Source organism: Kribbella sp. DT2 (genome assembly GCF_049844575.1).
Lineage (GTDB): Bacteria > Actinomycetota > Actinomycetes > Propionibacteriales > Kribbellaceae > Kribbella.
The window spans coordinates 28,778-52,742 of the sequence record NZ_JBNCLH010000006.1; the positions used below are offsets into that span (position 1 = coordinate 28,778).

22 protein-coding genes are annotated in these 23,965 nt (G+C 70.0%); 9 read left to right on the forward strand and 13 right to left on the reverse strand.

What is annotated here, in order from left to right; translation table 11 throughout:
- Positions 1-44 precede the first annotated feature (44 nt).
- On the forward strand, positions 45-335 hold the full coding sequence (locus ACLQ2O_RS24685) for a hypothetical protein (protein ID WP_425835329.1): 291 nt from the start codon (positions 45-47) through the stop codon (positions 333-335).
- Here the strand turns inward: ACLQ2O_RS24685 and ACLQ2O_RS24690 are convergent.
- The 5 genes from ACLQ2O_RS24690 to ACLQ2O_RS24710 form a co-directional block, all read right to left on the reverse strand.
- Entirely contained in the window at positions 306-1,589 is a 1,284-nt protein-coding gene (locus ACLQ2O_RS24690) for a DUF222 domain-containing protein (protein WP_425835331.1), read from the reverse strand. The two genes, ACLQ2O_RS24685 and ACLQ2O_RS24690, sit on opposite strands and share 30 nt — an antisense overlap.
- Complete coding sequence (locus ACLQ2O_RS24695; protein ID WP_425835333.1) at positions 1,586-2,833, reverse strand: RNA polymerase sigma factor; 1,248 nt, start codon at positions 2,831-2,833, stop codon at positions 1,586-1,588. The genes ACLQ2O_RS24690 and ACLQ2O_RS24695 overlap by 4 nt, the downstream gene beginning before the upstream one ends.
- Complete coding sequence (locus ACLQ2O_RS24700; RefSeq protein ID WP_425835335.1) at positions 2,833-3,177, reverse strand: YciI family protein; 345 nt, start codon at positions 3,175-3,177, stop codon at positions 2,833-2,835. The genes ACLQ2O_RS24695 and ACLQ2O_RS24700 overlap by 1 nt, the downstream gene beginning before the upstream one ends.
- A 66-nt stretch (positions 3,178-3,243) precedes the next feature.
- A complete protein-coding gene (locus tag ACLQ2O_RS24705; RefSeq protein WP_425835337.1) occupies positions 3,244-3,660 on the reverse strand; it encodes an HIT family protein in 417 nt (138 codons plus the stop codon).
- On the reverse strand, positions 3,660-5,567 hold the full coding sequence (locus tag ACLQ2O_RS24710; RefSeq protein ID WP_425835339.1) for a Na+/H+ antiporter: 1,908 nt from the start codon (positions 5,565-5,567) through the stop codon (positions 3,660-3,662). The genes ACLQ2O_RS24705 and ACLQ2O_RS24710 overlap by 1 nt, the downstream gene beginning before the upstream one ends.
- Positions 5,568-5,709: 142 nt before the next feature.
- Between ACLQ2O_RS24710 and ACLQ2O_RS24715 the strand changes: the two genes are divergently transcribed.
- Entirely contained in the window at positions 5,710-7,233 is a 1,524-nt protein-coding gene (locus tag ACLQ2O_RS24715; protein WP_425835341.1) for an alpha/beta fold hydrolase, read from the forward strand.
- Between the two features lie 44 nt (positions 7,234-7,277).
- Here ACLQ2O_RS24715 and ACLQ2O_RS24720 read toward each other — a convergent pair whose 3' ends face one another.
- Complete coding sequence (locus ACLQ2O_RS24720; protein WP_425835343.1) at positions 7,278-7,871, reverse strand: DUF402 domain-containing protein; 594 nt, start codon at positions 7,869-7,871, stop codon at positions 7,278-7,280.
- Between the two features lie 54 nt (positions 7,872-7,925).
- Here ACLQ2O_RS24720 and rfbB point away from each other — a divergent pair, with 54 nt between their 5' ends.
- Positions 7,926-8,924: a dTDP-glucose 4,6-dehydratase gene (gene rfbB / locus ACLQ2O_RS24725; protein ID WP_425835345.1), complete on the forward strand. Its 999-nt coding sequence runs from the start codon at positions 7,926-7,928 to the stop codon at positions 8,922-8,924.
- 1 nt (position 8,925) lies between these two features.
- Here the strand turns inward: rfbB and ACLQ2O_RS24730 are convergent, their stop codons facing one another.
- Positions 8,926-9,435, reverse strand: coding sequence for a DUF402 domain-containing protein (locus ACLQ2O_RS24730; protein ID WP_425835347.1), 510 nt, complete (start codon positions 9,433-9,435; stop codon positions 8,926-8,928).
- Between the two features lie 157 nt (positions 9,436-9,592).
- Here ACLQ2O_RS24730 and dxs point away from each other — a divergent pair, with 157 nt between their 5' ends.
- From dxs to ACLQ2O_RS24750, 4 genes are all read left to right on the forward strand, one after another.
- On the forward strand, positions 9,593-11,491 hold the full coding sequence (gene dxs / locus ACLQ2O_RS24735; RefSeq protein WP_425835349.1) for a 1-deoxy-D-xylulose-5-phosphate synthase: 1,899 nt from the start codon (positions 9,593-9,595) through the stop codon (positions 11,489-11,491).
- A 67-nt stretch (positions 11,492-11,558) separates the two neighbouring features.
- Entirely contained in the window at positions 11,559-12,815 is a 1,257-nt protein-coding gene (locus ACLQ2O_RS24740; RefSeq protein ID WP_425835351.1) for a hypothetical protein, read from the forward strand.
- 184 nt (positions 12,816-12,999) lie between these two features.
- Positions 13,000-14,295 (forward strand): hypothetical protein, encoded by a 1,296-nt coding sequence (locus ACLQ2O_RS24745; RefSeq protein ID WP_425835353.1) that lies wholly within the window; start codon positions 13,000-13,002, stop codon positions 14,293-14,295.
- A gap of 69 nt (positions 14,296-14,364) precedes the next feature.
- Entirely contained in the window at positions 14,365-15,846 is a 1,482-nt protein-coding gene (locus tag ACLQ2O_RS24750; protein WP_425835355.1) for an amino acid permease, read from the forward strand.
- On the opposite strand, the gene ACLQ2O_RS24755 is transcribed toward ACLQ2O_RS24750, so the two are convergent.
- Complete coding sequence (locus ACLQ2O_RS24755) at positions 15,843-16,619, reverse strand: aminoglycoside adenylyltransferase domain-containing protein (RefSeq protein WP_425835357.1); 777 nt, start codon at positions 16,617-16,619, stop codon at positions 15,843-15,845. The two genes, ACLQ2O_RS24750 and ACLQ2O_RS24755, sit on opposite strands and share 4 nt — an antisense overlap.
- Before the next feature lie 49 nt (positions 16,620-16,668).
- On the opposite strand from ACLQ2O_RS24755, the gene ACLQ2O_RS24760 reads away from it, so the two are divergent.
- Positions 16,669-17,976, forward strand: a complete 1,308-nt coding sequence (locus tag ACLQ2O_RS24760; RefSeq protein WP_425835359.1) for a hypothetical protein — start codon at positions 16,669-16,671, stop codon at positions 17,974-17,976.
- Here the strand turns inward: ACLQ2O_RS24760 and ACLQ2O_RS24765 are convergent.
- The 5 genes from ACLQ2O_RS24765 to ACLQ2O_RS24785 form a co-directional block, all read right to left on the reverse strand.
- Positions 17,957-19,069 carry a ligand-binding sensor domain-containing protein gene (locus tag ACLQ2O_RS24765; RefSeq protein WP_425835361.1) on the reverse strand — a complete coding sequence of 371 codons (1,113 nt, stop codon included), beginning with the start codon at positions 19,067-19,069 and terminating at the stop codon, positions 17,957-17,959. The two genes, ACLQ2O_RS24760 and ACLQ2O_RS24765, sit on opposite strands and share 20 nt — an antisense overlap.
- Positions 19,066-19,200 (reverse strand): hypothetical protein, encoded by a 135-nt coding sequence (locus ACLQ2O_RS24770; RefSeq protein WP_425835363.1) that lies wholly within the window; start codon positions 19,198-19,200, stop codon positions 19,066-19,068. The genes ACLQ2O_RS24765 and ACLQ2O_RS24770 overlap by 4 nt, the downstream gene beginning before the upstream one ends.
- Positions 19,201-19,238: 38 nt before the next feature.
- On the reverse strand, positions 19,239-19,637 hold the full coding sequence (locus ACLQ2O_RS24775; protein ID WP_425835365.1) for a hypothetical protein: 399 nt from the start codon (positions 19,635-19,637) through the stop codon (positions 19,239-19,241).
- Positions 19,638-19,794: 157 nt separating this feature from the next.
- Positions 19,795-21,912 carry a 3-hydroxyacyl-CoA dehydrogenase NAD-binding domain-containing protein gene (locus ACLQ2O_RS24780; protein ID WP_425835367.1) on the reverse strand — a complete coding sequence of 706 codons (2,118 nt, stop codon included), beginning with the start codon at positions 21,910-21,912 and terminating at the stop codon, positions 19,795-19,797.
- Positions 21,909-23,108, reverse strand: a complete 1,200-nt coding sequence (locus tag ACLQ2O_RS24785) for a thiolase family protein (protein ID WP_425835369.1) — start codon at positions 23,106-23,108, stop codon at positions 21,909-21,911. Before ACLQ2O_RS24785 ends, ACLQ2O_RS24780 begins: the two co-directional genes overlap by 4 nt.
- Positions 23,109-23,285: 177 nt before the next feature.
- Here ACLQ2O_RS24785 and ACLQ2O_RS24790 point away from each other — a divergent pair, with 177 nt between their 5' ends.
- The gene (locus ACLQ2O_RS24790; protein WP_425835371.1) at positions 23,286-23,960 is read left to right on the forward strand and encodes a hypothetical protein; all 675 of its coding nucleotides are present in this window, start codon (positions 23,286-23,288) and stop codon (positions 23,958-23,960) included.
- Positions 23,961-23,965: the final 5 nt, after the last annotated feature.

Here is a 23,965-nt window from a genome sequence, read left to right on the forward strand (position 1 = left end):
TCCTCTCGTCGGTCTTTGCATCACCACGAACGAGACCGCCACGGATGGACACGAACCTCGGAATGGTCCTGGACTCCGATCCCACCAAGAACCAGCAGGGCAGCGTGACGGCGGAGCCCCGAGCCCTGGTCGACCGCGCTGTCGACGAGGAGGCCGCTGCGCTGCCGCTGCGCTGGCGCCGGGAGGAGGGGGCAGCCGCGGGTCAACTGCTGACCAGGGCCGCTACTCAGCCGCTGGCGGTAGCCGCTGCCCACCTGCTTGACGATGGTGACGAGACGGCGGCGGCTGGCCGGGTGGGGTGGTGGTCAGGCGGCGGTGGGCGGGTCTTTGGCTGAGTTGGGGGTGGGGGTTGCCCAGGCGGGGGTGGTGGCTTGGGGGTGGCCGTTGTGGAAGGTGAGGGTGTAATGGCCTTGGTGTACGGCGTGGTGGTGGGCTTTGCAGAGCAAGGCCAAGTTGGTGATGGTGGTGGGGCCGCCGTCTGCCCAGTGGATGAGGTGGTGGGCTTCGCACATGGCGGTGGGGGCGGCGCAGATGACGCAGCCTTTGTCGCGGGCGTTCAAGGTCTGGCGGATCGCGAGCGTTACGAAGCGGTGTTCGGTGCCCACGTCCAAGGGTTCGGAGTTGGAGCCCAGGACCAGGGGGATGATGCCGGCGTCGCAAGCCAGGCGGCGGATGGTCGCTGCGGAGAGGGTGGTGCCGGTGGCGAGGGTGCCTACGCCGGTGCCGGCCTTCAGGTCTGCCAGGGCGATGGTGACGGTGATGTGGGGTTTGATGTCGCCGTGGGCGGGGGCAGTGGTGCCAGTGGACGCGGCCGCTGTCAGTACGGCGGTGAGGGCGTCGGCTTGGCGTTTGCCTCGGCTTCGGGGGTCGCGGGTGCCGTTGGGGGTGAGGTGGGGTTTGGCCCCGGCGAAGATGAGGGTTTGGAAGAGTTCGGCGTTGGGGCCTGCGAGGTAGCCGCGGAATTCGACGCCGTGGTCGCCGGGCTTCAAGAGGAGGGTTTCGGCGGCCAGGGCGCGGTCTTCGGCTGGTTCGGGGCTGTCGGTGTCGAGGGTGTCCCGGACTCGTTTGGCGAGTTTACGGAGGTCGTTGGGGGTGAGGACTTCGGCGGCTTCGACGAGTTGTTGTTCGGCTACTCGGAGGTCTTCGACGGGGACCATCGCGGTGGTGGGGATGCGTTCCAGGGCGGTGACGATGGCTTCGGCTTGGGCGGGATGCAAGCTGGAGGGGAGGGCTGCTTGGACCTCGGGATATCTGTGGAGGGCGTTGGCGAGGCGGAGGTCGCGGCGTACGTCGACGCGGTCGAGGCGGTGGCGGACGGCGATGAGTTCGGTGGTGTCGCGGGCGCCGAGCTCGGTGGCGTGGCCGTTGGCTTCGAGGGCGGCGAGGAGGTCGAGGCGGCGGGTTTGGAGGCGTGCGAGATCGGCCTGGATCGTGTCGAGGGCGGACAGCATCTCGCTGCCGCTCATCGACCAGATCGGTCGTTCGTCGCACTGTGCCATGGTGACCATGATGAACCATGCCGCCGACAGGAAACGGCCCGGAATCCCTTGTCCACAAGGAGAATGCGTCACACTCCAGGAAGCAGTCAAAGCTGGTAGTCGAGCTGCTGCAGGCGGCGTTCGGCGTGGCAGCGTTCGGGGGCGGTGCCGGCGGTTTCCAGGGCTCGCTGGTACGCCGTGGCGGCCTCGGGCAGGCGGCCGAGGCGTTCGAGCAGGTCGGCTCGGGCGAGCAGGTACGGGTAGTAGGTCCGCAGCTGCGGCTCGTCGGCCAGCTCGTCGATCAGCGCGAGCCCCACGGACGGGCCGTCGCGGAGTGCGATGGCGGCCGCGCGGTTGAGGGCGACGACGGGGGAGGGGACGAGCGCGAGCAGTACGTCGTACAGGGCAACGATCTGCGGCCAGTCGGTGGTCGCGACGTCGGCGGCCTCGTCGTGCAGGGAGGCGATCGCGGCCTGGACGCCGTACGGGCCGGGTGGGCCGGTGATCGCGTCGAGGACGAGGGCGCGGCCCTCCTCGATCATCGTGCGGTCCCAGCGGGCGCGGTCCTGCTCGTCGAGCAGCACGAGCTCGCCGTCGGGGCCGGTGCGGGCGTCGCGGCGGGCGTGGACGAGCAGCATGAGCGCGAGGAGCCCGGCGACCTCGCGGTCGGCGGGCATCAGGCGGTGCAGGATGCGCGCGAGCCGGATCGCCTCCTCGGCGAGGTCGACGCGCTGCAGGTCGGCGCCGGAGCTGGCGGCGTACCCCTCGGTGAAGACCGAGTAGGTCACCTGCAGTACGCCGGGCAGCCGCTCGACCAGCTCGTCGGGGGCCGGTACGCGGAAGGGGATCCGGGCGTCGCGGACCTTCTGCTTCGCCCGCACGATCCGCTTCGCCATCGTTGCCGTCGGCACCAGGAACGCGCGGGCGACCTCGGGGGTGGTGAGGCCGGCCAGGCAGCGGAGGGTGAGGGCGATGCGGTCCTCGGCCGGTAGGGCGGGGTGCGCGCAGGTGAAGAACAGCTGGAGGCGATCGTCGGGGAACTCCGGAGCCGGCGCAGGGTCCCGGAGATCAGCCTCCACCTGCAGTACGGCGAGGCGCGCGGCGTAGGTCTTGTCGCGGCGGAGCCGGTCGACGGCCTTGCGGCGGGCGGTGGTCATCAACCAGGCGCCCGGCTTGGGCGGTACGCCGTCGACAGGCCACTTCTCCAGGGCGATCTCGATGGCCTCAGAAGTGACCTCTTCGGCAAGATCCAGATCGCCGAACCGCCGGGAGAGGGCGGCCAGCAGCCGGCCGCGCTCTTCGCGGAACACCTGCTCGACCACCTCCGAAGAGGTGGCCGAGCGCTCGTCGGGCATCAGTCGAAGTCGGCGACCGGGCGGACGACGATGTTGCCTCCGCCGCGCGAACCCGGGCAGCGGGCGGCCCAGTCGAGGGCCGCGTCCAGGTCGGGCACGTCGATCACGTAGAAGCCGCCCAGGACCTCACGGGTCTCGGCGAACGGCCCGTCGGTGACCGTCCGGTGGCCGCCCTCGTCCACCTTCACGACGGTGGCGGTGACCAGGTCGGCCAGCGACTCGCCCGCGACCATGATCCCGGCGTCGCGGACCTCCTGGTCGTACGCCATCCAGTCGGCCGGCGTACAGCCCTCCACCTCGCCGGACGGCGTCGCGGACGCGTTGATCAGCAGCAGGTACTTCACGGTGGATCTCCTCGGTTCGTCGGTCGGTACGGCACTACCACGAACGACCAGGCCCCAGATGGACAGCTACTGCTGAAGTGCGTCCCACAACTGCTGGGCGTACGACGCCGCCTCGGCGTCGTCGGCGTACTTGGTCCGCGGCCAGAAGAACCCGCGCAGCCCGTCACCCTTCGTCCGCGGTACGACGTGCACGTGCAGGTGCGGCACCGACTGCGACACCACGTTATTCACCGCCACGAACGACCCCTGCGCGCCGTACGCCGTACGAACCGCTGCCGCGACCGACCGCGCCGCGCCGAAGAGCGGCACGGTCAGCTCGTCCGGCAGCTCGACCATCGTCGCGACGTGCTCGCGCGGCACGATCAGCGTGTGCCCCTTGAACACCGGCCGGATGTCGAGGAACCCGACCATTTCGGGCGTGTCCAGCACGAGGTGGGCCGGGGTCGACCCCGCGACGATCGAGCAGAACAGGCAGTCGGCCATCACCCGAGGGTTTCGTCCACGAAGCACCAGCGCCAGTTCTCACCCGGCTCGAACGACCGCATCACCGGGTGCTCGGTCCCGGCGTAGTGCTTGCTGGCGTGCTTCATCTGCGACGAGTCGCAGCAGCCCACGTGGCCGCAGCCCAGGCACAGCCGCAGGTGCACCCAGTTGCCGCCCTCGGCCAGGCACTCCTCACAGCCCTCGGGCGTGTTCGGCGTCTTCACCACCGGCGCGTCGGCCAGGTGCTCGCACGGACCGCCCGCGGGGGCCGGTACGCGGAGGTCGTCGGACTGTCCGCCGACGTCGTCGGCTTCTGCGCGATCCAAGATGGACTCCTCGATGTCGAGTGCGATCTGTGCCCGTTGCAGCACCTCGTCGGCGACGAGGCCCTCGTCCCGGACCTTGAGGATGTGGCCACGCTCGGCCTGCAGCATGACCATCCGAAGTCGACGATAAGCCTCACTCGGCGTTTCGTACTCGGTTTCGGGCCGGCCGAGTCGTTCCCACGCGGCCAGCGCCCGGGCCTCGCCGCGCTGCCGGAGCAGGTCGACGACCTGCTGCGGGTCCTCGGGCGTGAGGACCTTGTCGAGCACCTCCTCGCCGGCCTTGTGCGCGGCCTGCAGTACGGCGGCCTCCTGCAGCGCGTCCTCGGCCGGGTCGGGGCCGGGCAGCCCGATCCGTCGTACCAGCCAGGGCAGGGTCGAGCCCTGCAGCAGCAGCGTCCCGGCGGTGACGGCCAGTGCGATGAACACGAGCACCTCGCGGTGCGGCGTGTCCTCCGGCAGCACGAACACCGCGGCCAGCGTCACCACGCCGCGCATCCCGGCCCACGACACCACGACCAGTGCCTGCCAGGACACCGGGCCGGGCCGCGACCGGCCGATGATCTTGCGCGACAGCATCGTCACCGGGAACAGCCACAGCGGCCGGATCAGCACCACGGCGACGAAGACCCCGATGGTGGCGATCGCGATCGTGCCGCCGGACAGCGGGCTCTCGGCCAGGTCGTCGAGGATCCACCGGGTCTGCAGGCCGATCAGCAGGAAGACCGTGTTCTCCAGCAGGAACTGGAACGTGCGCCAGTTGGTCCGCTCCGAGATCCGCGAGGCCGCGGACTGGATGATCGGCGCCTTGTGCCCGAGCAGCAGCCCGGTGACCACCACAGCCAGTACGCCGGACGCGTGCACGTAGTGGTTCTCGGCGGCGACGTACGCGATGAAGGGTGCGGTCAGGCTCAGCGTGGTGTCCAGGACCGGGTCGGTGAACCGCTTGCGGATCTTGGCCAGCACGATCGCGACCACCAGACCGACCACGACACCGCCACCGGCCGCGCGCAGGAAGTCCAGGCTGACGTGCACGAACGTCGGTGTGATCAGCGCGGCCCCGATCGCGGTCCGCAGGCAGACCAGCGCGGTCGCGTCGTTCAGCAGGCTCTCGCCCTCGAGGATCGTGACCACCCGGCGGGGCAGGCCGACCTTGCGGGCGATCGCGGTCGCCGCGACGGCGTCCGGCGGCGCGACGACCGCGCCGAGCGCGAACGCGGCCCACAGCGGCAGCGCCTCCTGACCGTCACCCTCGGCGAGCCCGCCGAGCAGCCAGTACGCGACGAACCCGACGCCGACCGCGGTGAAGGCGACCAGGCCGACCGACAGCAGGCCGATCGAGCGCCGGTGCTGGGAGAAGTCGACCAGGCTGGTCTTGATCGCCGCCGAGTACAGCAGTGGGGGCAGGAAGCCGACCAGCACGACCTCGTGCGACAGCTCGACCCGGGGGACGAACGGCAGGTACGACGCCCCGACGCCGATGACCACCAGCAGCAGGGGAGCCGACACCCCGATCCGGCGGGCCAGCGCGGCCCCCGTCGCCACCAGGGCGACCAGGGCGACGATCTCGATCGCGATTTCCACGCGCACAGTGTGTCAGGCAGATCCGCGCTGCGCTTGTAAGGACCGGGCGCCTGTGGACAACCCTCTCGCGCCCGGCTGTTCCAACGGTCCTGGGTGTCGTCTACGGTGACCGCACCGGTCCGTCCCCGTACGAGGAGTCACCGTGCGCCGTCTGAAGACTGTTGCCCTCGGCACCGTGCTTGCCCTGCTGGCGGTCGGGCTGCCGGCCTCGGCCGCGGCTGGTGCGACCGATCCGACCACCACCAACGGCTGCGTCGAGAGCGTGCCGGAGCCGGGCAGCACGACGCCGGTCCGGATCTGCTACTCGCTGTTCAAGCCGGCCGGTGCGTCCGCGCGCCGTACCGTGCCGCTGGTTCTGCACAGCCACGGGTGGGGTGGCAGCCGGACCAAGGACGCCGCCGCGTTCGCGTCGTACCTGCAGGCCGGGTACGGCGTACTGAGCTTCGACCAGCGCAGCTTCGGGGAGAGCAGCGGCGTCGCGCACGTGATGAACCCCGATCTCGAGGGCCGCGACGTGGTCCGGCTGGTCGACTTGGTCGCGGGGCTCGACTGGGTGACCGAGCAACGGCCGGGTGATCCGCTGATCGGCGCGATCGGCGGCTCGTACGGTGGTGGCTACCAGTTCGCCGGGGCGTTCACGGAGTTGCGCGACAAGGGCCGGACCCGGTTCGACGCGCTGGTTCCGGAGATCACCTGGTGGGACCTGAAGCAGAGCCTGGCGCCGGACGAGGCGGCGCGGACGCTGTGGCTCACGAGCCTGTACGCCGGTGGCGGACAGAACCTGCCACCCGCGGTGCAGGCGGCGTTCGTCGCGCTGATCACCACCGGCGCCTGGCCGGCCGGGCAGGCCGGTCGTGACCTGGACGCCTTCTTCGCGAAGAACGGTCCGGCCTGGCACGTGCGGCACGGCCGGAAGCTCGACGTACCGGTGCTGATCGGGCAGGGACTGTCGGACAACCTGTTCAACCTCAACCAGGGCCTGCAGAACTTCGACCAGGCGCTTACGCCGCGGGCGCGGGCACGGTCGATGCTGGTCGGCTACAACGGCGGCCACACGCTGCCGAGCGTCGTACCGCCGGGCTACGCGACGCCGGGCGACCCGTGCTCGATCGCGCTCGGCAGCCCGAACTTCGGCGCGCTCGCGCAGCGGTTCCTCGACCTCAGCCTCAAGCACCGCGGCAGCGGGCTGACCGGTTTCGGGCGCTACCACTTGGCGACCGCCGACGGCCGCTGCGCGACCGAGCGCGACCTCACGCCGAACCGGCGGTTCACCCTCGGCAACGTCACCAGCAGCGCGAACGCCGGGCTGCCGGTCACGGTCGAGGTGGCCAAGGGCCCGATCACCGTCACCGGTGTGCCGCGGCTCGACGCGAAGGTGACCACGCTGCGGCCGGACGCCGCGGCGTACTTCGCGCTGAGCGTGGGCTCGTCGCCGCTGGACGCGAAGATCGTGCAGAACAACACGATGCCGCTGCGGGAACCGCGCGTCGTCCGGAACGTCCGCCGTACGGTCGAGCTGCCGGGGATCGCCGTCGACGTACCGGCCGGGAAGTCGCTCTACCTCACCGTCGCGCCGGCCGCCGACATGTTCGCCGGGCAGGACGGGCGGCTGTCGACCGCGGTGAAACTCGACCGGTTGGCGCTCAGTCTGCACCGTAGTTACTGAAAGTTTCGTGAGTGAGCCTGCAAAAGCTTGCGGGTGACCCTCAGTTAGTGGACTCTTGGATCGCTGCCGGGTCGGCCGCACTGGGACGGGGCGGTTCCGGTCGTGGCCGGCCCGGCCGCCTTCGTCGTTGAATCAGCAGAGCTCTGGCGGACCTTGTCGAGGTACGCCTGGTACGCCGACAGGAACGGCTCCTCGGTCAGCACCGCGCCCGCCAGCCAGTCGCAGGACGCCTGCGCCGCCCGGATCACGTCGGCCGGGTAGTCGTACTTCACCTGGTGCTCGGCGAACTCGTCCTCGTCGTCGACGTAGAAGCTGCCGTCGCGCCGCTTCACCACGTCGAGGTCGAGGTCCACCATCGTGAACTCGTCCTCGCCGAACGTGACCGGCGTGGTGATGTCGCAGTAGATCTCGGTCTTCTGCGGCACGTCGTTGAAGCTCGCCGTGAACCACTTCTCCCGCGGGAACAGCATCACGCAGGCCGCCTCCATGGTGATCGCCGGCTCCTCGCCGCGCTGGGCGACCGCCCCGGCCGGCGCACCCAACCACACGCCGTACTGGTCTTCTCCGAGGAAGGTCATCCACTGGTGCCAGTGGAGCTTGCCGTCGTACTTGCGATACACAACCCGGACCTGGCGCATGGCGTCACCGTACCGGCGCCGCCGGTCACCTCCGGCCTCGCTATCCTGTGCCGCATGCGACGGATGCTCATCACCGGCGGCGCCGGCTTCATCGGCTCGAACTTCGTGCACGACACCGTACGGCGGTACGCCGACGTCGAGGTCACCGTGCTCGATGCCCTCACCTACGCCGGCAGTCAGGGCAACCTGGACCCGGTCGCCGAGCAGGTCACCTTCGTGCACGGCGACATCTGCGACGCCGCGCTGGTCGACAAGCTGGTCGCCGAGACCGACGTGCTCGTGCACTTCGCGGCCGAGTCGCACGTCGACAACTCGCTGAACGACCCGTCGCCGTTCATCAAGTCGAACATCATCGGCACCTTCACGCTGCTCGAGGCGGTCCGCAAGCACGACAAGCGGATGCACCACATCTCCACCGACGAGGTCTTCGGCGACCTGCCGCTGGACTCGGTCGACCAGTTCACCGAGACCACGGCGTACGACCCGTCCAGCCCGTACTCGGCGAGCAAGGCGAGCTCGGACATGCTGGTCCGCGCCTGGGCCCGCTCGTACGGCGTGGCCGCGACGTTGTCGAACTGCGCGAACAACTACGGCCCGTACCAGCACGTCGAGAAGCTGATCCCGCGCCAGATCACCAACGTGCTGATCGGCGACAAGCCCAAGCTGTACGGCGCCGGCGAGAACGTCCGCGAGTGGACCCACGTCGAGGACCACAACGACGCCGTGCACCGGATCATCACCGACGGCCGCCTCGGCGAGACCTACCTGATCGGCTCCGGCGACGAGCGCAGCAACAAGCAGATCATCGAGAAGATCCTCACCCTGATGGGCGAGCCCGCCGACGCGTTCGTGCACGTCAACGACCGCCCCGGCCACGACCTGCGCTACTCCAACGACTCCACCAAGATCCGCACCGAGCTCGGCTGGGTCCCGCGCTACGCCGACTTCGACGCCGGCCTGTCCGCGACGATCGACTGGTACAAGGCCAACACCGCGTGGTGGGAGCCCCAGAAGGGCTCGGCCGAAGCGAAGTACAAGGTCCTCGGCCGCTGACTCAGTCCCTCGACAGCTCCCGGACGCGGTCCAGGTACGTCTTGTAGACCGTGAGGAACGGTTCGGCGGTGGTGATGTTGGACACGACCCAGGCGCAGGTGGCCTGGGCCGTGGCGACCACCTGCGGTGGGTAGCCGTAGTGGACCTGGTGGGCGGCGAACTCGTCCTCGTCCATCACCTTCACCGTGCCGTCGCGCAGGCGGCGGATGTCGAGGTCGAGGTCGACGGCGGTGACCGTGTCGACGCCGAACTCGGGCGGCATGGTGATGTCGCAGTAGATCTCGGTCGGGTGCGGCGCGTCGTTGAACAGGGCGCTCCACCACTGGCCGCGCGGGAAGAGGCGGACGCGGCTGTGGTCGACCGGTCTCCAGCTGCCGTCGGCGCGCTGGGCGTGGTCGCCGGGGCGGGAGCCGACCCAGAGGCCGTGGTCGTCCTCGCCGAGGTGCACCGACTCCATCAGCCGGTGCGGGCGGCCGTCGTACTTGCGGAACAGGGTCCGCACCGTCTCCATGACGGTTACTCTAGGTGAGATGGGCGCCACCGGTGAACCACTCGGCCGCCGGCAGCGTCCCGTACTGTGAGATTGCTCCGGAAGGCCTTGCCGCGTTCGGCTTCGCCGACCGGGGTGCATAGACTCGACCAACCGAGACAACCTGCGGAGGGGCTGGATGCGCTTGCTGGACACGGTCGGAGGGCCGGCGGACCTCGAGGACCTGACCGATCAGCAGCTGACGGACCTGGCCGCGGAGATTCGCGACGTCCTGGTCGAGACGGTGTCGCGGACCGGTGGTCACCTGGGCCCCAACCTCGGCATGGTCGAGATCACGCTGGCGATGCACCGGGTCTTCGACTCGCCGCGGGACCGGCTGGTCTACGACACCGGGCACCAGACCTACGTGCACAAACTGCTCACCGGACGGGCGCCGAAGTTCGACACCCTGCGCCAGCAGGGCGGCCTGTCGGGGTACCCGAGCCAGGCCGAGTCCGAGCACGACATCGTCGAGAACAGCCACGCCTCGACCTCGCTGTCGTACGCCGACGGCCTGGCCAAGGCGTACCGCCTCCGCAAGGAGGACCGGCACGTGGTCGCGCTGATCGGTGACGGCGGCCTGACCGGTGGCATGGCCTGGGAGGCGCTGAACAACATCGCCGCCGGCGGCGAGGACCTGAAGCTGGTCGTGATCGTCAACGACAACGGCCGCTCGTACAGCCCGACGGTCGGTGGCCTGGCGACGCACCTGACCAGCCTGCGCACCAACCCGCGGTACGAGAAGATCCTCGACCTGGTGAAGACCAACCTCGGCCGCACGCCGTACGTCGGACCGCCGATGTACGAGGTGCTGCACGGGGTCAAGAAGGGCCTCAAGGACATGCTGGCCCCGCAGGGCATGTTCGAGGACCTCGGCCTGAAGTACGTCGGCCCGGTGGACGGGCACGACCGGGTGGCGATGGAGGACGCGCTGGCCAAGGCGAAGGCCTTCGGTGGCCCGGTCCTGGTGCACGCGGTCACCCAGAAGGGCTTCGGGTACGCCGCCGCCGAGCAGGACGAGGAGGACAACTTCCACCAGGTCCGCCCGGCGCACAAGCCGCGCGGCTGGACGGACGTGTTCGCCGAGGAACTGATCGAGATCGGCCACCGCCGCCCGGACGTCGTCGCGATCACGGCGGCGATGCTGCACCCGACCGGCCTCGCCGCGTTCGGGCAGGAGTTCCCGGACCGGATCTTCGACGTCGGTATCGCCGAGCAGCACGCGGTGACGAGCGCGGCAGGCCTCGCGATGGGTGGTCTGCACCCGGTCGTCGGGCTGTACGCGACGTTCCTGAACCGCGCGTTCGACCAGCTGCTGATGGACGTCGCGCTGCACAAGTGCGGTGTGACGTTCGTGCTCGACCGCGCCGGCGTGACCGGTGACGACGGCGCGAGCCACAACGGCATGTGGGACATGTCGCTGCTGCAGCTCGTGCCGGGGCTGCGCCTGGCCGCGCCGCGCGACGGCAAGCGGGTCGGCGAGCTGCTGAACGAGGCGGTCGAGGTGGACGACGCGCCGACCGTCCTGCGCTACGCCAAGGGCGAGGTGTTCCCCGACCTCGAGGCGATCGACCGGATCGGTACGACGGACATCCTGGTCCGGACCGGCACCGACGTCCTGATCGTCGGGATCGGCGCGATGGCCGCGACCGCGGTGGACGTCGCCGAGCGGCTCGGGGCGCAGGGCTTCGGAGTCACCGTGGTCGACCCGCGCTGGGTCAAGCCGGTCGCGCCGGAGCTGGTCGAGCTCGCGGCCAAGCACAAGTTCGTCGTCACGATCGAGGACAACGGCCGCGTCGGCGGCTGCGGTGCCGCGATCGCGCAGGCGATCCGGGACGCCGATGTCGGTACGCCGGTCCGGGACTTCGGGATCCCGCAGCGGTTCCTCGACCACGCCAAGCGGCCGGCGATCCTGCAGGAGATCGGCCTGACCGGTCAGGAACTGGCCCGCGAAGTGATCGAGATGATCACCCGCCACCAGGGGGACGCGATCACCAGTGAGCCCGACACCGCCCGCGGCCGGCCCGCCGGGGCCTGATCCCGTCAGGGGCCGTCACGCGGCGGCCCCTCGACGGCGTTCGGTAGGACCGGTTCTCGTCGCACTGGTGGTCGTCGCCGGTGCGGTGGCCGGTGGACTGGCTCTGCACAAGTCAGGAACCAGTACGACGCCGCCCGTGGCCGTCGCGCCGAAGACCCCCGAGATCGACCGGGCAGCCCGGGCCTCCGGCGTCGACGCCGTACTCACCGCCCGCGCCGAGGCGGTGAAGCTGAACAAGCCGGACCAGTTCCTCGCGGCGGTCGATCCGGCCGACAAGACGCTCCGGACCCGCCAGCGCACGCTCTTCGACAACCTGCGCCGCTTCGGCTTCGCGGGCCTCAAGTACGAGCGCCTCCAGGAGCAGTACGACCAGGCGCTCACCGACAAGTACGGCCCGAGCACCTTCGTCGTCGCGGTCGCGATGACCTATCAGATCCGTGGCATCGACCCGGTCCCCGCGCGCACCATGCTCGGCTACACCTTCGTCCAGCGCGCCGGCAAGAAGTGGACCCTGGTCTCCGACTCCGACCTCGACAAGCGCCTCCCGCGGGGTTCGCACCAGGAGGCCTGGGACGTCGGCGAGGTCCTGGTCAAGCGAGCGCCAAGGGTCCTCGTGGTCGTGGAACCAGGCCAGGGGAAGCTGGCGACGAGTCTGCTCACGAAGGCCGGCAGCGCGGTCAAGGCGGTCAGCAAGAGCTGGCCCGGCGGCTGGACCGGGTCCGGCGTGGTGATCGCGCTCGACGACAAGGTCGTCCGCGGCGCCGACTACACGCTGCCGAAGAACGCCGAGGACGCGCTCGCGATGGCGACCTGGGTCTACCGGTCGCTGCCCGGCGAGGTCAGCGGCGTGGGGGAGCGGACCGACTCGTACGTCGTGATCAACCCCCGCAACCGGAGCAAGGTCGACGCCCGGACGCTCGCGCACGAGTTCACCCACGTCGCCACCGCGCCGTACGGGACGTTCGCGCCGCGCTGGCTGGTCGAGGGCGCCGCGACCTGGGTCGAGTTCCTGCCGATGGACGGCGCCCGCGACCTCGCGATCGGCACGTACCGGCAGACCGTCCGGACCAAGTACCTGGCCAAGGCGAAGGCGCTCCCGGCCGACACGACGTTCTTCCAGGACTCACTCAAGTCGTACCCGCTGTCCTGGCTGGCCGTCGACCTGCTGATCGAGCGGTACGGCGGGACGGAGCTGATCACGCTGTACCAGGAGATGGCAGCGCTCGGGCAGACCCAGGCCGAGCGCGACCGGATCATGCTCGAGCACCTCGGGCTCACTGAAAAGGGCCTTTTTCAAGCGCTCCAGAAGGTTAGCTCTGCTTAAAAATTCAAACTTTTTTTGAGTAGTAGTTGGTGAAGTGTTCTTCGGTAAGAGCGAGTAGGGTAGCCGGGCTGTCGCAGGCCGGACCCGGAGGAATCGACCCGACGTGAGCTTGTCACCACCTGACGCTGCCCGGCCGGGCGCTCAGGCCCCGCCCCCTAGGCCCCGCCGCTGGCTGGGTCTGCTGGTGGTGGTCGCGGTGACCTGCGGCGGCGTCGGGTACGCCGTCGACCAGCGCGAGGACGACGCCCGCAGCCGGCCCAAGGTGAGTGTCGGACCGACCTCCCCGCCGAACCAGAGCAACAAGCCGCCGTCCAAGACCGCGGCCGCGATCGCCGCTCGGCGACTGGCCGTCGACACCGTGCTGCTGCGCCGCGCGAAGGCGGTCCGGGAGGGCAACGAGAAGCTCTTCCTGGCCGACGTCGACCCGGCCGACACCAAGCTGCGCCAGGAGCAGCGGACGCTGTTCGCGAACCTGGTCGAGATCGGCTTCACCGAGGTCGGGTTCAGCCAGGCCGAGGAGCGGTTCGACCAGGCGGTGGTCCGCGAGCACGGCTCGTCGACGTACCTGGTCCGGGTGCTGATGCGGTACCAGATTCCCAAGGTCGACCACGACCCGGTGACCACCGAGCTCGGCTACACGTTCGTCAGCCACGGCGGCCGCTGGGTCATCACCGACGACGACGACCTGGACGACGAGCTCGGCCCGACCGCGCACCGCGAGCCGTGGGACCTGGGCCGGATCGAGGTCCGGCGCGGACCGCGGGTGCTGGCGATCGTGGAGAAGGGCGACACCGACCGCGCGAAGGCGATCGTTGCCGAGGCAGGAGAGGCGCTGGGCCAGATCGCGGCGTACTGGCCGCGGCGCTGGACCGGCTCGGTGCTGATCGCCGCGCTGGACGACACCGAGGTCCGCGACGCCCGCTTCGCCGACGAGGACATCGAGTCCGCGGCGAGCGCCGGCTCGACGTTCACCTCGCTGCCCGGCCAGGACACCGCGGACGGCACGGTCGGCGGTGCGTACATCGTGGTCAACCCCAAGGAGCGCGACCGGATCGACGAGATCCTGCTGTCGCACGAGATCACCCACGTGGCCACCGCCGACCTCGGCGGGTACGAGCCGCTCTGGCTGGCCGAGGGTGCCGCCGAGTACGTGTCCTGGCGGGGGATCGAGGCGGTCAGCGGCGCGGGCGAGGTCGCCAAGTGGGAGCAGGAAGTGATCGACCAGGCGCTGCCCGGCCTGAACGCGCTGCCGTCGGACCTCGGCTTCTACCAGAGCAACGCCGACGTGTACGGCGTGAGCTGGCTGGCCGTGCGCTTCCTGGTCCGCGAGATCGGCGTCAAGGGCGTCGAGGAACTGTACGAGGACCTGGCCCGCCACGGCACCGACCAGGCCAACCGCGACCGCATACTCCTGACCCGCACCGGGTACACCGAAGCGACGTTGTGGATCTCCCTCAAGGAGTACCGCCCCCAACGCTGAGTGGCGGTTTGACCTCACCGCGTCAGAGGGGCACGCTCGGGATGTTCCGTCCGAGTCATAGGAGGCGTAATGAGTCTGTTGCGGACCAAGACGATCGAGCAGTCGATCGCGGACACCGACGAGCCGGAGTACCAGCTCAAGAAACGCCTCACCGCCCTCGACCTGACCGTCTTCGGTATCGGTGTGATCATCGGCGCCGGCATCTTCACGCTGACCGGCCGCGCCGCCCAGGCCTACGCCGGCCCGGGCATCGCGATCTCGTTCGTCTTCGCCGCGATCTGCTGCGGCCTGGCGGCCCTGTGCTACGCGGAGTTCTCCTCCACCGTCCCGGTCTCGGGATCGGCGTACACGTTCTCGTACTTCTCGCTCGGCGAGATCTTCGCCTGGATCATCGGCTGGGACCTGCTGCTGGAGCTGATGCTCGGGGCAAGCGTCGTCTCGCAGGGCTGGTCGACGTACGCCGCGCTGTTCCTGGAGCAGATCGGTCTGGGCTGGCCGGACTCGATCGGCCCGGACAGCCACGTGAACGTCCTGGCCATGCTGCTGGTGCTCGTGCTGACCGTGCTGGCCACGATCGGGATCAAGGAGTCGCTGCGGGTCAACCTGGCGCTGGTCGCGGTCAAGCTGTTCGTGGTGCTGTTCGTGATCGTCGCGGGCCTGTTCTACGTCAAGGGCTCGAACCTGACCCCGTTCGTCCCGCCGAGTGTGCCGGCCGAGAGCGGCGACGTGACGATCACGACACCGTTGTTCCAGGCCCTGTTCGGGTTCACCCCGTCGACGTTCGGCGTGATGGGCCTGGTGTCCGGTGCGTCGCTGGTGTTCTTCGCGTTCATCGGCTTCGACGTCGTCGCCACCACCGCGGAGGAGGCGAAGAACCCGCAGCGCGACCTGCCCCGCGGCATCTTCGGCTCGCTGGCGATCTGCACGGTGCTCTACGTGCTGGTCTGCATCGTGATCACCGGCATGGTCAACTACAAGGACATCAACGGTGAGGCCGCGCTGGCCGAGGCGTTCCGGTCCGTCGGCCGGCCAGGCTTCGCGACGCTGATCTCCGCCGGTGCGGTCGCCGGTCTGACCACCGTCGTGCTGACGCTGATGATCGGTGCCGCGCGCGTGGTCTTCGCGATGAGCCGCGACCACCTGGTGCCGCCGAACCTGGGCAAGACGCACCCGAAGTTCGGTACGCCGTACCGGCTGACGATCGGGATCGGCGTCGTGGTCGCGATCGTCGCCGGCGTGACGCCGATCGGCAAGCTCGAGGAGATGGTGAACATCGGCACCCTGGCCGCGTTCACCCTGGTCTCGATCGCCGTCCCGCTGCTGCGCAGGTCGCGGCCGGACGTGCAGCGCTCGTTCCGGGTGCCGGGCAACCCGGTGATCCCGATCCTGGCCGCGCTGATCTGCATCTACCTGATGCTGAACCTGTCGCTGGAGACCTGGCTGCGGTTCGCGATCTGGATGGCGCTCGGCTTCATCGTGTACGCCGTGTACGGCTACCGCCGCAGCCGTGTCGGCATCGAGGAGAAGACGGGCGAGTCCACCAAGGCCTAACCCTGCCGGGCGGTCGCCGTCGCGTGCTCCGCGAAGGCGACCGTCCGGGCCACGTCGGCAGGATCGGCCGCGTCCTCGGGATCCCACCCGAGGGCGCGGCCGTCCAGCGTCCGGCGGCACAGGTCGGTCCACTCCGGCTGGAGCGTGTCGATGGCCCACAGCAACGCCGCGCGCTTCGAACACACCCGGCCCTCGGTGAGCGTGTAGAGCGTCCGGCACAGGGTCGTCACCGCGTACCGCTGTCCCCACGCCAGCTCGATCGACACCCAAGTGGCCAGCCCCGGCAGCAGTTGCGGGATGTCCACGCGCATCCGCCGGCGGAGCACGTCGGGCGGGACCACCTCGACGAACGTCTTCGGCTCCGGGCCGGCCAGCGTCACGCCGTACTCGCGCAGCGTCCAGCGCACCACCTCGGTGTTGCAGTGCGTCGACCACTGCATCTCGCGCCAGCCGTGGTCGATGTAGAGCCAGTCCTTCCCGAGGCCGTCGAGGCTGCTGAGTTCGGACAGCAGCGGGTACGAGCCCTCGAGGTGCCCGGTCCAGAAGCCTGACCTGGTGGGGATCTCGTCGTGCAGCGCACGCAGGGCCTTCTCCTGCGCCGGCGTGATCGGCCGATGGACCGGGATCAGGAAGTCACAGTCGCTCTGCAGGTCGGCGTCGCCGAGGGCGAAGGATCCCTGCAGGTAGGCGCCGGCGAAGTTGTCGCCGAGGATGCGCCGAGTGGTCGTGGTGAGATCCTGCAGGAGCTCGTTCAGCTCGGCGTAAGGGGTCATGACGGTAGGATCCCTCAGTTGACTCTCGCAGAGGGCAGGATTTTCTCTCATGAAGCACCCGAGGCGCCTGGTGGCGGCCCTGGCCGCGCTTGTGTTGGCGGGGACTGCCGGTGCCGTGGTCGTGACGCGCTCGGGAGACGCACCCGCCGGCAGTACGGCGGCCGCGCTGCAGGCGCCGGGCAAGGCGCGCGAGCTGAGCGACGCCGAGAAGAAGAGCCGGCAGCACGAGGTCGATCTGCTGCTGGGCAAGCGGGCGACCGCCGTACTCAAAGGTGATCTGAACGGCTTCCTCGCCGCGGTCGACCCGAAGCAACCGAAGCTGGTCGCGCGGCAGAAGTTGCTGTTCGTGAACCTGCGCAAGTTCGGGTTCAGCAGCCTGAAGTACTTCACCGCCGACGACTGGGCGGCGCCGAAGCTGGCCGAGAAGTACGGGCCGTCGACGTACACCACGCGGGTGATGATGCGGTACCAGATCGCCGGCGTCGACCCCACGCCCGTGCAGACCGATCTCGGCTACACGTTCGTCCGCCGCGACAACCTGTGGGTCCTGGTCGAGGACGGCGCGATCGACGAGACGCTGAGCCGCGACGGGCACCGGCAGCCGTGGGACTTCCAGGAGGTCGCGCTGGTGCGGCGCGGCAAGGTCGTCGTCGTGGTCGGTCAGCGGGAGCTCGCGCTCGGCAAGACGGTCGCACGGGTCTCGCAGGACGCCGTCGCCGCCGTCCGCCGGCACTGGCCGCGCGGCTGGAACGGCTCGGTGATGGTCGTCGCGATGCCGGATCCGCAGGTGATGGCGACCGCATGGACCTCGGGTGACGGCCGCGGCTGGACGATCGCCGCCAAGGCCGTCACCTTGTACGAGGGGGAGCAGCTCGGCAAGCCGTCCGGTCCGGCGGTCGGCAGCCGGATCGTGATCAACCCGGCGCTGCGCAAGGACCTCGACGAGGACCTGCTCGTGCACGAGATGACGCACGTCGCGACCGTGCCGATCGGCCCGCTGGTCCCGCTCTGGTTCGCCGAGGGCCTGGCCGAGTACGTGCGCTGCCGGTCGGTCGAGGACGACCCCGAGTGGACCGTCGACCCGTACCGCAAGACGGTGAGGTCCGACTACCTGCCCGGCTTGAAGAAGCTGCCCGACCGCGACGCCTTCGACGCGAACGGCGACCGCGCCTACGGCCAGAGTTGGTGGGCCGTGGAGTACCTGGCCGACCAGCTCGGGATGAAGAAGGTCGCCGCCCTGTACGCCGACCTGGCCGTGCACGCCACCACCGACTCGGCGTACAGCGCGATCCTGAAGCGCCACACCGGCAAGACCCCGGCCGAGCTGACCACGGCGGTCAGGAAGTTCCGGGGTTGATCTCCCTCGCCGGCCGCTGCGGCAGGTAGCGCGCCGCCTTCTGCTCCAGGCTGTCCCGCTGGGCGGGTTTGCGGGCGATGCTGATCCCGCCGTAGCCGGGCGCGAACGGGTAGGTGCCGAACCACAGCCCGCCGTCGCGGTCCTGCAGGATCGAGCGGACCAGGTCGTCGACGAGCTCACCGTCGGCCGTGTACGACGTCCAGTCGCGGCCGTCGTACCGGCTCACGCCGCCCTCGGTGCCGAACCACATCGTCTGCTCGGCGTCGATCAGCATCGCGTAGACGCGGTCGTGCACCAGCCCGTCGGCGGTCGTCATCCGGTACCAGTCGCGGCCGTCGTACACCGAGACGCCGGCCAGCGTGCCGAACCACATCCGGCCGTCGGGGTCCTCGAACATCGAGTAGACGCAGTTGTCGAGCAGGCCGTCCTCGACCCGGAAGTTCTGCCAGCGGGTGCCGTCCCAGCAGCCGACGCCGGCGCCGTTGCCGTGGTCGTAGGTGCCGATCCAGATCCGGCCGCGGGAGTCCTCGAAGACCTTCAGGATCTCGACACCGGGCAGGCCGTCGCGTTTGCCGTAGGACTCCCAGCGTTGCCCGTCGTACCGGTGCAGGCCGCCGCCGGTCAGCCGGGAGCGCCAGGTGCCGGCCCAGACGTTGTCGTCGCCGTCGACGTGCAGGGTGAGGATGCTCTTGCCGGTCAGACCGGCCTTGGTGAACCGCTGGCCGTCGTACAGGGTGAGGCCGCGGTCGGTGCCGATCCACAGCCGGCCGCGCGAGTCCTCGCGGATGCTGGTGACCGCGTTGCTGGCCAGGCCGTCGCGCTTGCTGTACGTCGTCCAGGTGCGGCCGTCGAAGCGGGCCAGGCCGCCGCCCCACGTGCCGACCCAGATGGTGCCGTTGGAGTCCTCGAACAGGTCGTAGATCCAGGTGTGGGGGAGTCCGTCGGCGGTGGTGACCGAGGTCCACTCGAAGGTGTCCTGGTCGCTCTCGGCGAGGCTTGTTTGCTCTCGAAGGAAGGCGCGCATCAGGTCGCGCAGCTCGCTCCGCCGGGCCGGGCCGCCGCGGCCCGCGCGTTCGATCGAGTCACCGGTCACGGCTGGTCTCCCTTGCGTCGGAGGTTCTCCAGGTCGGTGCGCAGCCGCATCACGGTGGCCGACTCCTCGTCGATCGCCTGCAGGAACTCCTGGTTCTGCTCGCGGATCCGCTCCTGCGCGTCGTCCGGCACCGTGAGCTCTGCCTCGGTCGCGTCCGCCCGCAGCCGCGTCAGTCGCTCATCGAGCCGGCCGGCCGCCGCCCGGTACGACGCCAGCCGCTCGGTCGCCTGCCCGGACGACAGCTCGGCGCCGTCGTCGTCGAACGGGCCCAGCTCCCCGCGGTGGCGTCGATGTCGGCGGCGAGACCGGCGTCGTCGGCGTACTCGCCGGCGTCGATCCGCGTCCGGATCCGGTCGAGCTCGGCCTCCAGCCGTCGGCGCTCCTCGATCAGCTGCTGGAGCTGGCACCCCGCTCCCATCACCTGCGTGCGAAAGGCCTCCTCGAGACCCCGCATCCGGGCCGACAGCCCGACGTACGCCGCGAGGGTCCGGACCACCTGGTCCCGGACGACGTTCGCGGCCTGGTTCGCCGCCGTGACCCCGAGCCCGTCCCTTGCCAGTTCACTCACTCACGCGCCCCTTCCGTCCCCGGCACTCTAGGGTGCGAAGGGGGGACCGGTCCCGGCGATGACCGCAACAGGACGCCGCGGGTGAGGTGCCGAAACGTGCTGCTGGGGCCGGAACGAGCCTTCCGGGCTCGCACCGACCCCAGCAGGATCAGGTGGTTCAGGCCAGCGAAGCGACACCCTTGGGGAGGAAGCGCTGCCCGTTGACCTTCTCGGCGATGCCCGAGCGGTCCAGGTACGGCGTGATGCCGCCGAGGTGGAACGGCCAGCCGGCACCGAGCAGCAGGCACAGGTCGATGTCCTGCGCCTCGGCGACGACGCCCTCGTCGAGCATGATCTTGATCTCCTCGGCGAGCGCGGTCAGTACGCGGGTGCGCAGCTCGTCGGCGCCGGACGGCTGGTCGCCGACCGTGACCAGGGCCTCGACCTCGGGGTCGACCGACGGCTTGCCCTCGGCGCTCCAGACGTAGAACGAGCTCTTGCCTGCGGCAACGACCTTGGCGAGGTTCCCGGAGACCGCGAACCGTTCCGGGTAGGCCCGGTTCATCGTCTCGGCGACGTGCAGCGCGACCGGCAGGCCGACCAGCTGCAGCAGCACGAACGGCGGCATCGGCAGGCCGAGCGCCGACAACGCCTTGTCCGCCTCGGGAATCGGGGTGCCCTCGTCGACCGCCGCGCTGACCTCACCGAGGAAGCGGGTCAGCAGCCGGTTCACCACGAAGGCCGGCGCGTCCTTGACCAGCACGCACGACTTCTTCAGCTTCTTGCCGACCGCGAACGCCGTCGCCAGCGCGGCGTCGTCGGTCTGGTCGGCGCGGATGATCTCCAGCAGCGGCAGCACCGCGACCGGGTTGAAGAAGTGGAAGCCGACGACCCGTTCGGGGTGCTCCAGCCCGGCCGCCATCTCGGTGATCGGCAGCGACGAGGTGTTCGTCGCCAGGATCGTCTCCGGCGCGACGATCTTCTCCAGGTCGGCGAAGATCGTCTTCTTCAGCTGCAGTTCCTCGAAGACCGCCTCGATCACGAGGTCCGCGTCGGCGAAGACCGCGCGGTCGACCGAGCCGGTGACGAGCGCCTTCAGCTGGTTGGCCTTGTCCTGGCGGATCCGGCCCTTGCCGAGCAGCTTGTCGATCTCGCCGTGCACGTAGCCGACACCGCGGTCAACCCGCTCCTGGTCGAGGTCGGTGAGGACCACGGGCACCTCGAGCCGCCGTACGAACAGCAGCGCGAGCTGGCCGGCCATCAGACCCGCACCGACCACGCCGACCTTGTTGACCGGGCGGGCCAGCGACTTGTCCGGCGCACCGGCCGGGCGCTTGGCGCGCTTGTTGACCAGGTCGAAGGCGTAGAGGCCGCTGCGCAGCTCCTCGCTCATGATCAGGTCGGCCAGCGCCTCGTCCTCGGCCGCGAACCCACGGTCGCGGTCGTTGTCCTTGGCCGCCGCGATCAGCTCCAGAGCCCGGTACGGCGCGGGCGCCGCGCCGCTGACCTTGAGGTCCGCGAACGCCTTGCCGCGGGCCACGGCCGCGTCCCACGCGTCGCCGCGGTCGATCGCGGGCCGCTCGACGGTGACCTCGCCGGTCAGCACCTTGCTCGCCCAGATCAGCGACTGCTCGAGGAAGTCGGCCGAGTCCAGCAGCACGTCACCGATCCCGAACTTCACCGCCTCGGGGCCGGAGAGCATCTTGTTCTGGTTCAGCGCGTTCTCGACCACGACCTTGACGGCCTTGTCGGCGCCGATCAGGTTCGGCAGCAGGAAGTTGCCGCCCCAGCCCGGGAGCAGACCGAGGAAGACCTCCGGCGTGGAGATCATCCCGGCGGCCACCGACACGGTCCGGTACGACGCGTGCAGCGCGACCTCGAGGCCGCCGCCGAGCGCGACGCCGTTGACGAACGCGAAGCTCGGCTTGCCGCCCTCGGTCAGCTTGCGCATCACGCCGTGGCCGATCCGGCCCAGGTTGAGCGCCTGCTCGCGTTCGGTCAGCTTCGGTACGCCGCTGAGGTCGGCGCCGGCGGCCAGGATGAACGGCTTGCCGGTGACGCCGATCGCGACGACGTCCTCACGGGCGAGCGCGGAGTCGATGGCCTTGTTGAGCTCGGCGAGACCCTTCGGGCCGAAGGTGTTCGGCTTGGTGTGGTCCTGGCCGTTGTCCAGCGTGATCAGCGCGAGGGTGCCGGCCTTGTTCGGCAGCACGACGTCCCGGCTGGGCGCGAGCGTGACCAGCTCGTCGTTCTCGATCGCCGTCGCAGCGTCGATCAGCTGCTGCAGGTCACTCATGCCTTGTTCCCCTCGAAGTTCGGGTTCTCCCAGATGATGGTTCCGCCCATGCCCAGGCCGACGCACATGGTGGTGAGGCCGTACCGGACCTCGGGCTTCAGCTCGAACTGCTTCGCCAGCTGGACCATCAGCCGGACGCCGGACGAGGCCAGCGGGTGGCCGTAGGCGATCGCGCCGCCGTACGGGTTGACGCGCGGGTCGTCGTCGGCGATGCCGTAGTGCTCGAGGAACGCCAGCACCTGGACGGCGAACGCCTCGTTCACCTCGAAGGCCTGGATGTCGTCGATGGTCAGGCCGGCCGTCTTCAGCGCCTTCTCGGTCGCCGGGACCGGGCCGAAGCCCATCACCTCGGGCTCGACGCCGACGAAGGCGTACGAGACCAGCTTCATCTTCGGCTTCAGGCCGAGCTCCTCGGCCGCCTCCGCGGAGGTCAGCAGGGCAGCCGTCGCGCCGTCGTTGATGCCGGCCGCGTTGCCCGCGGTGACCCGGCCGTGCGGGCGGAACGGCGTCTTCAGCTTGGCCAGGTCCTCCAGCGTCGTCCCGGGCCGCATCGGCTCGTCGGTGGTCGCCAGGCCCCAGCCGTGCTCGGCCGAACGGGTCGCGATCGGGACCAGGTCCGGCTGGATCAGGTCGTTCGCGTACGCCTTGGCGGCGCGCTCCTGGGAGGCGACCGCGAACGCGTCGGTGCGCGCCTTGGTGATGCTCGGGTAGCGGTCGTGCAGGTTCTCGGCGGTGGAGCCCATCACCAGCGCGGAGGTGTCGACCAGCTTCTCGGAGATGATCCGCGGGTTCGGGTCGACGCCCTCGCCCATCGGGTGCCGGCCCATGTGCTCGACACCGCCGGCGATCACCACGTCCTGGGCGCCGAAGGCGATCCCGGAGGCGGTGGTCGTCACCGCGGTCATCGCGCCGGCGCACATCCGGTCGATCGCGTAGCCCGGGGTGGTGTTCGGCAGACCGGCCAGCAGCGCGGCGGTCCGGCCGATGGTCAGGCCCTGGTCGCCGATCTGGGTGGTGGCCGCGATCGCGACCTCCTCGACCCGCTCCGGCGGCAGCGACGGGTTGCGGCGCAGCAGCTCACGGATGCACTTGATCACCAGGTCGTCGGCGCGCGTCTCGGCGTACTGACCCTTGGCCTTGCCGAACGGGGTGCGAACGCCGTCGACGAACACGACATCGCGGATCTCACGGGGCACGAGGCCCTCCTTAGTCTGGGGTGGCAGCACCGATGCTACCCGTCGGTAATGAACGGCCCCAAGACGGCGCGCCTGTGCGGCTGCTCACAACTGCTGATCGGCGGGTGTGAGTTGGGCGTGGCGTCCGGGCGGGATCGGGCGCATGCTGGAGGCAGGCACGCTTCGGGAGTCGCTCTGATGAACAACTTCGATTTCGCCGTCCCGGTCCTGAGCCGGGGCAAGCACCGCAATCCGCGCAAGGGCGCGTGCTTCATGGAGTTCGCGTCGTACCTGGCCGGCGAACCCTGGTCGGACCATCCGGCCTGTACGCACCCGCTGCTCGCGGGAGTCGCCCGCGACGTCAACGACTGTACGACGGACGCCGGCCGGTCCCGGCTGGCGCCGCTGATTCCGTCGGTGATCGGCCTGACGCCGGACGACCCGCACGTCGTACCGAGGGTCACCGCCCGCTGCATCCAGGAAGCCCTGCCGGTGGTCTCGCAGGAACGGCAGTACATCCTGGCCGTCGCCCTGATCGTGGGGGAGCGGCAGCTCGCGCAGCTGGACGGACGCCCGCTCGACAGCATGAACCCGGCCTCGCAGGAGGCCCTCGACTCGGTCCCGTCCGCGACCAAGTGGGCCCGCGCGTTCACCGCCAAGGCCCACCGAGGGACGCCCGACTACGCCCGCCGTACGGCGCCCAGAGCGGTGTCGTGCGCGGTCGAGGGAATCTCGCAGGCCTGCGTCTCCGACCCGGACGAGCGGCTCTACCGCCTGCTCGACAACGCGATCGAAGAGTGCCGAAGCTGGGTGCCGGCCGAGCCGTCGCGGTTTCCGAAGGCTGTTCCGAAGGCGACCCAAGTAGCGCAGTAGGCTCG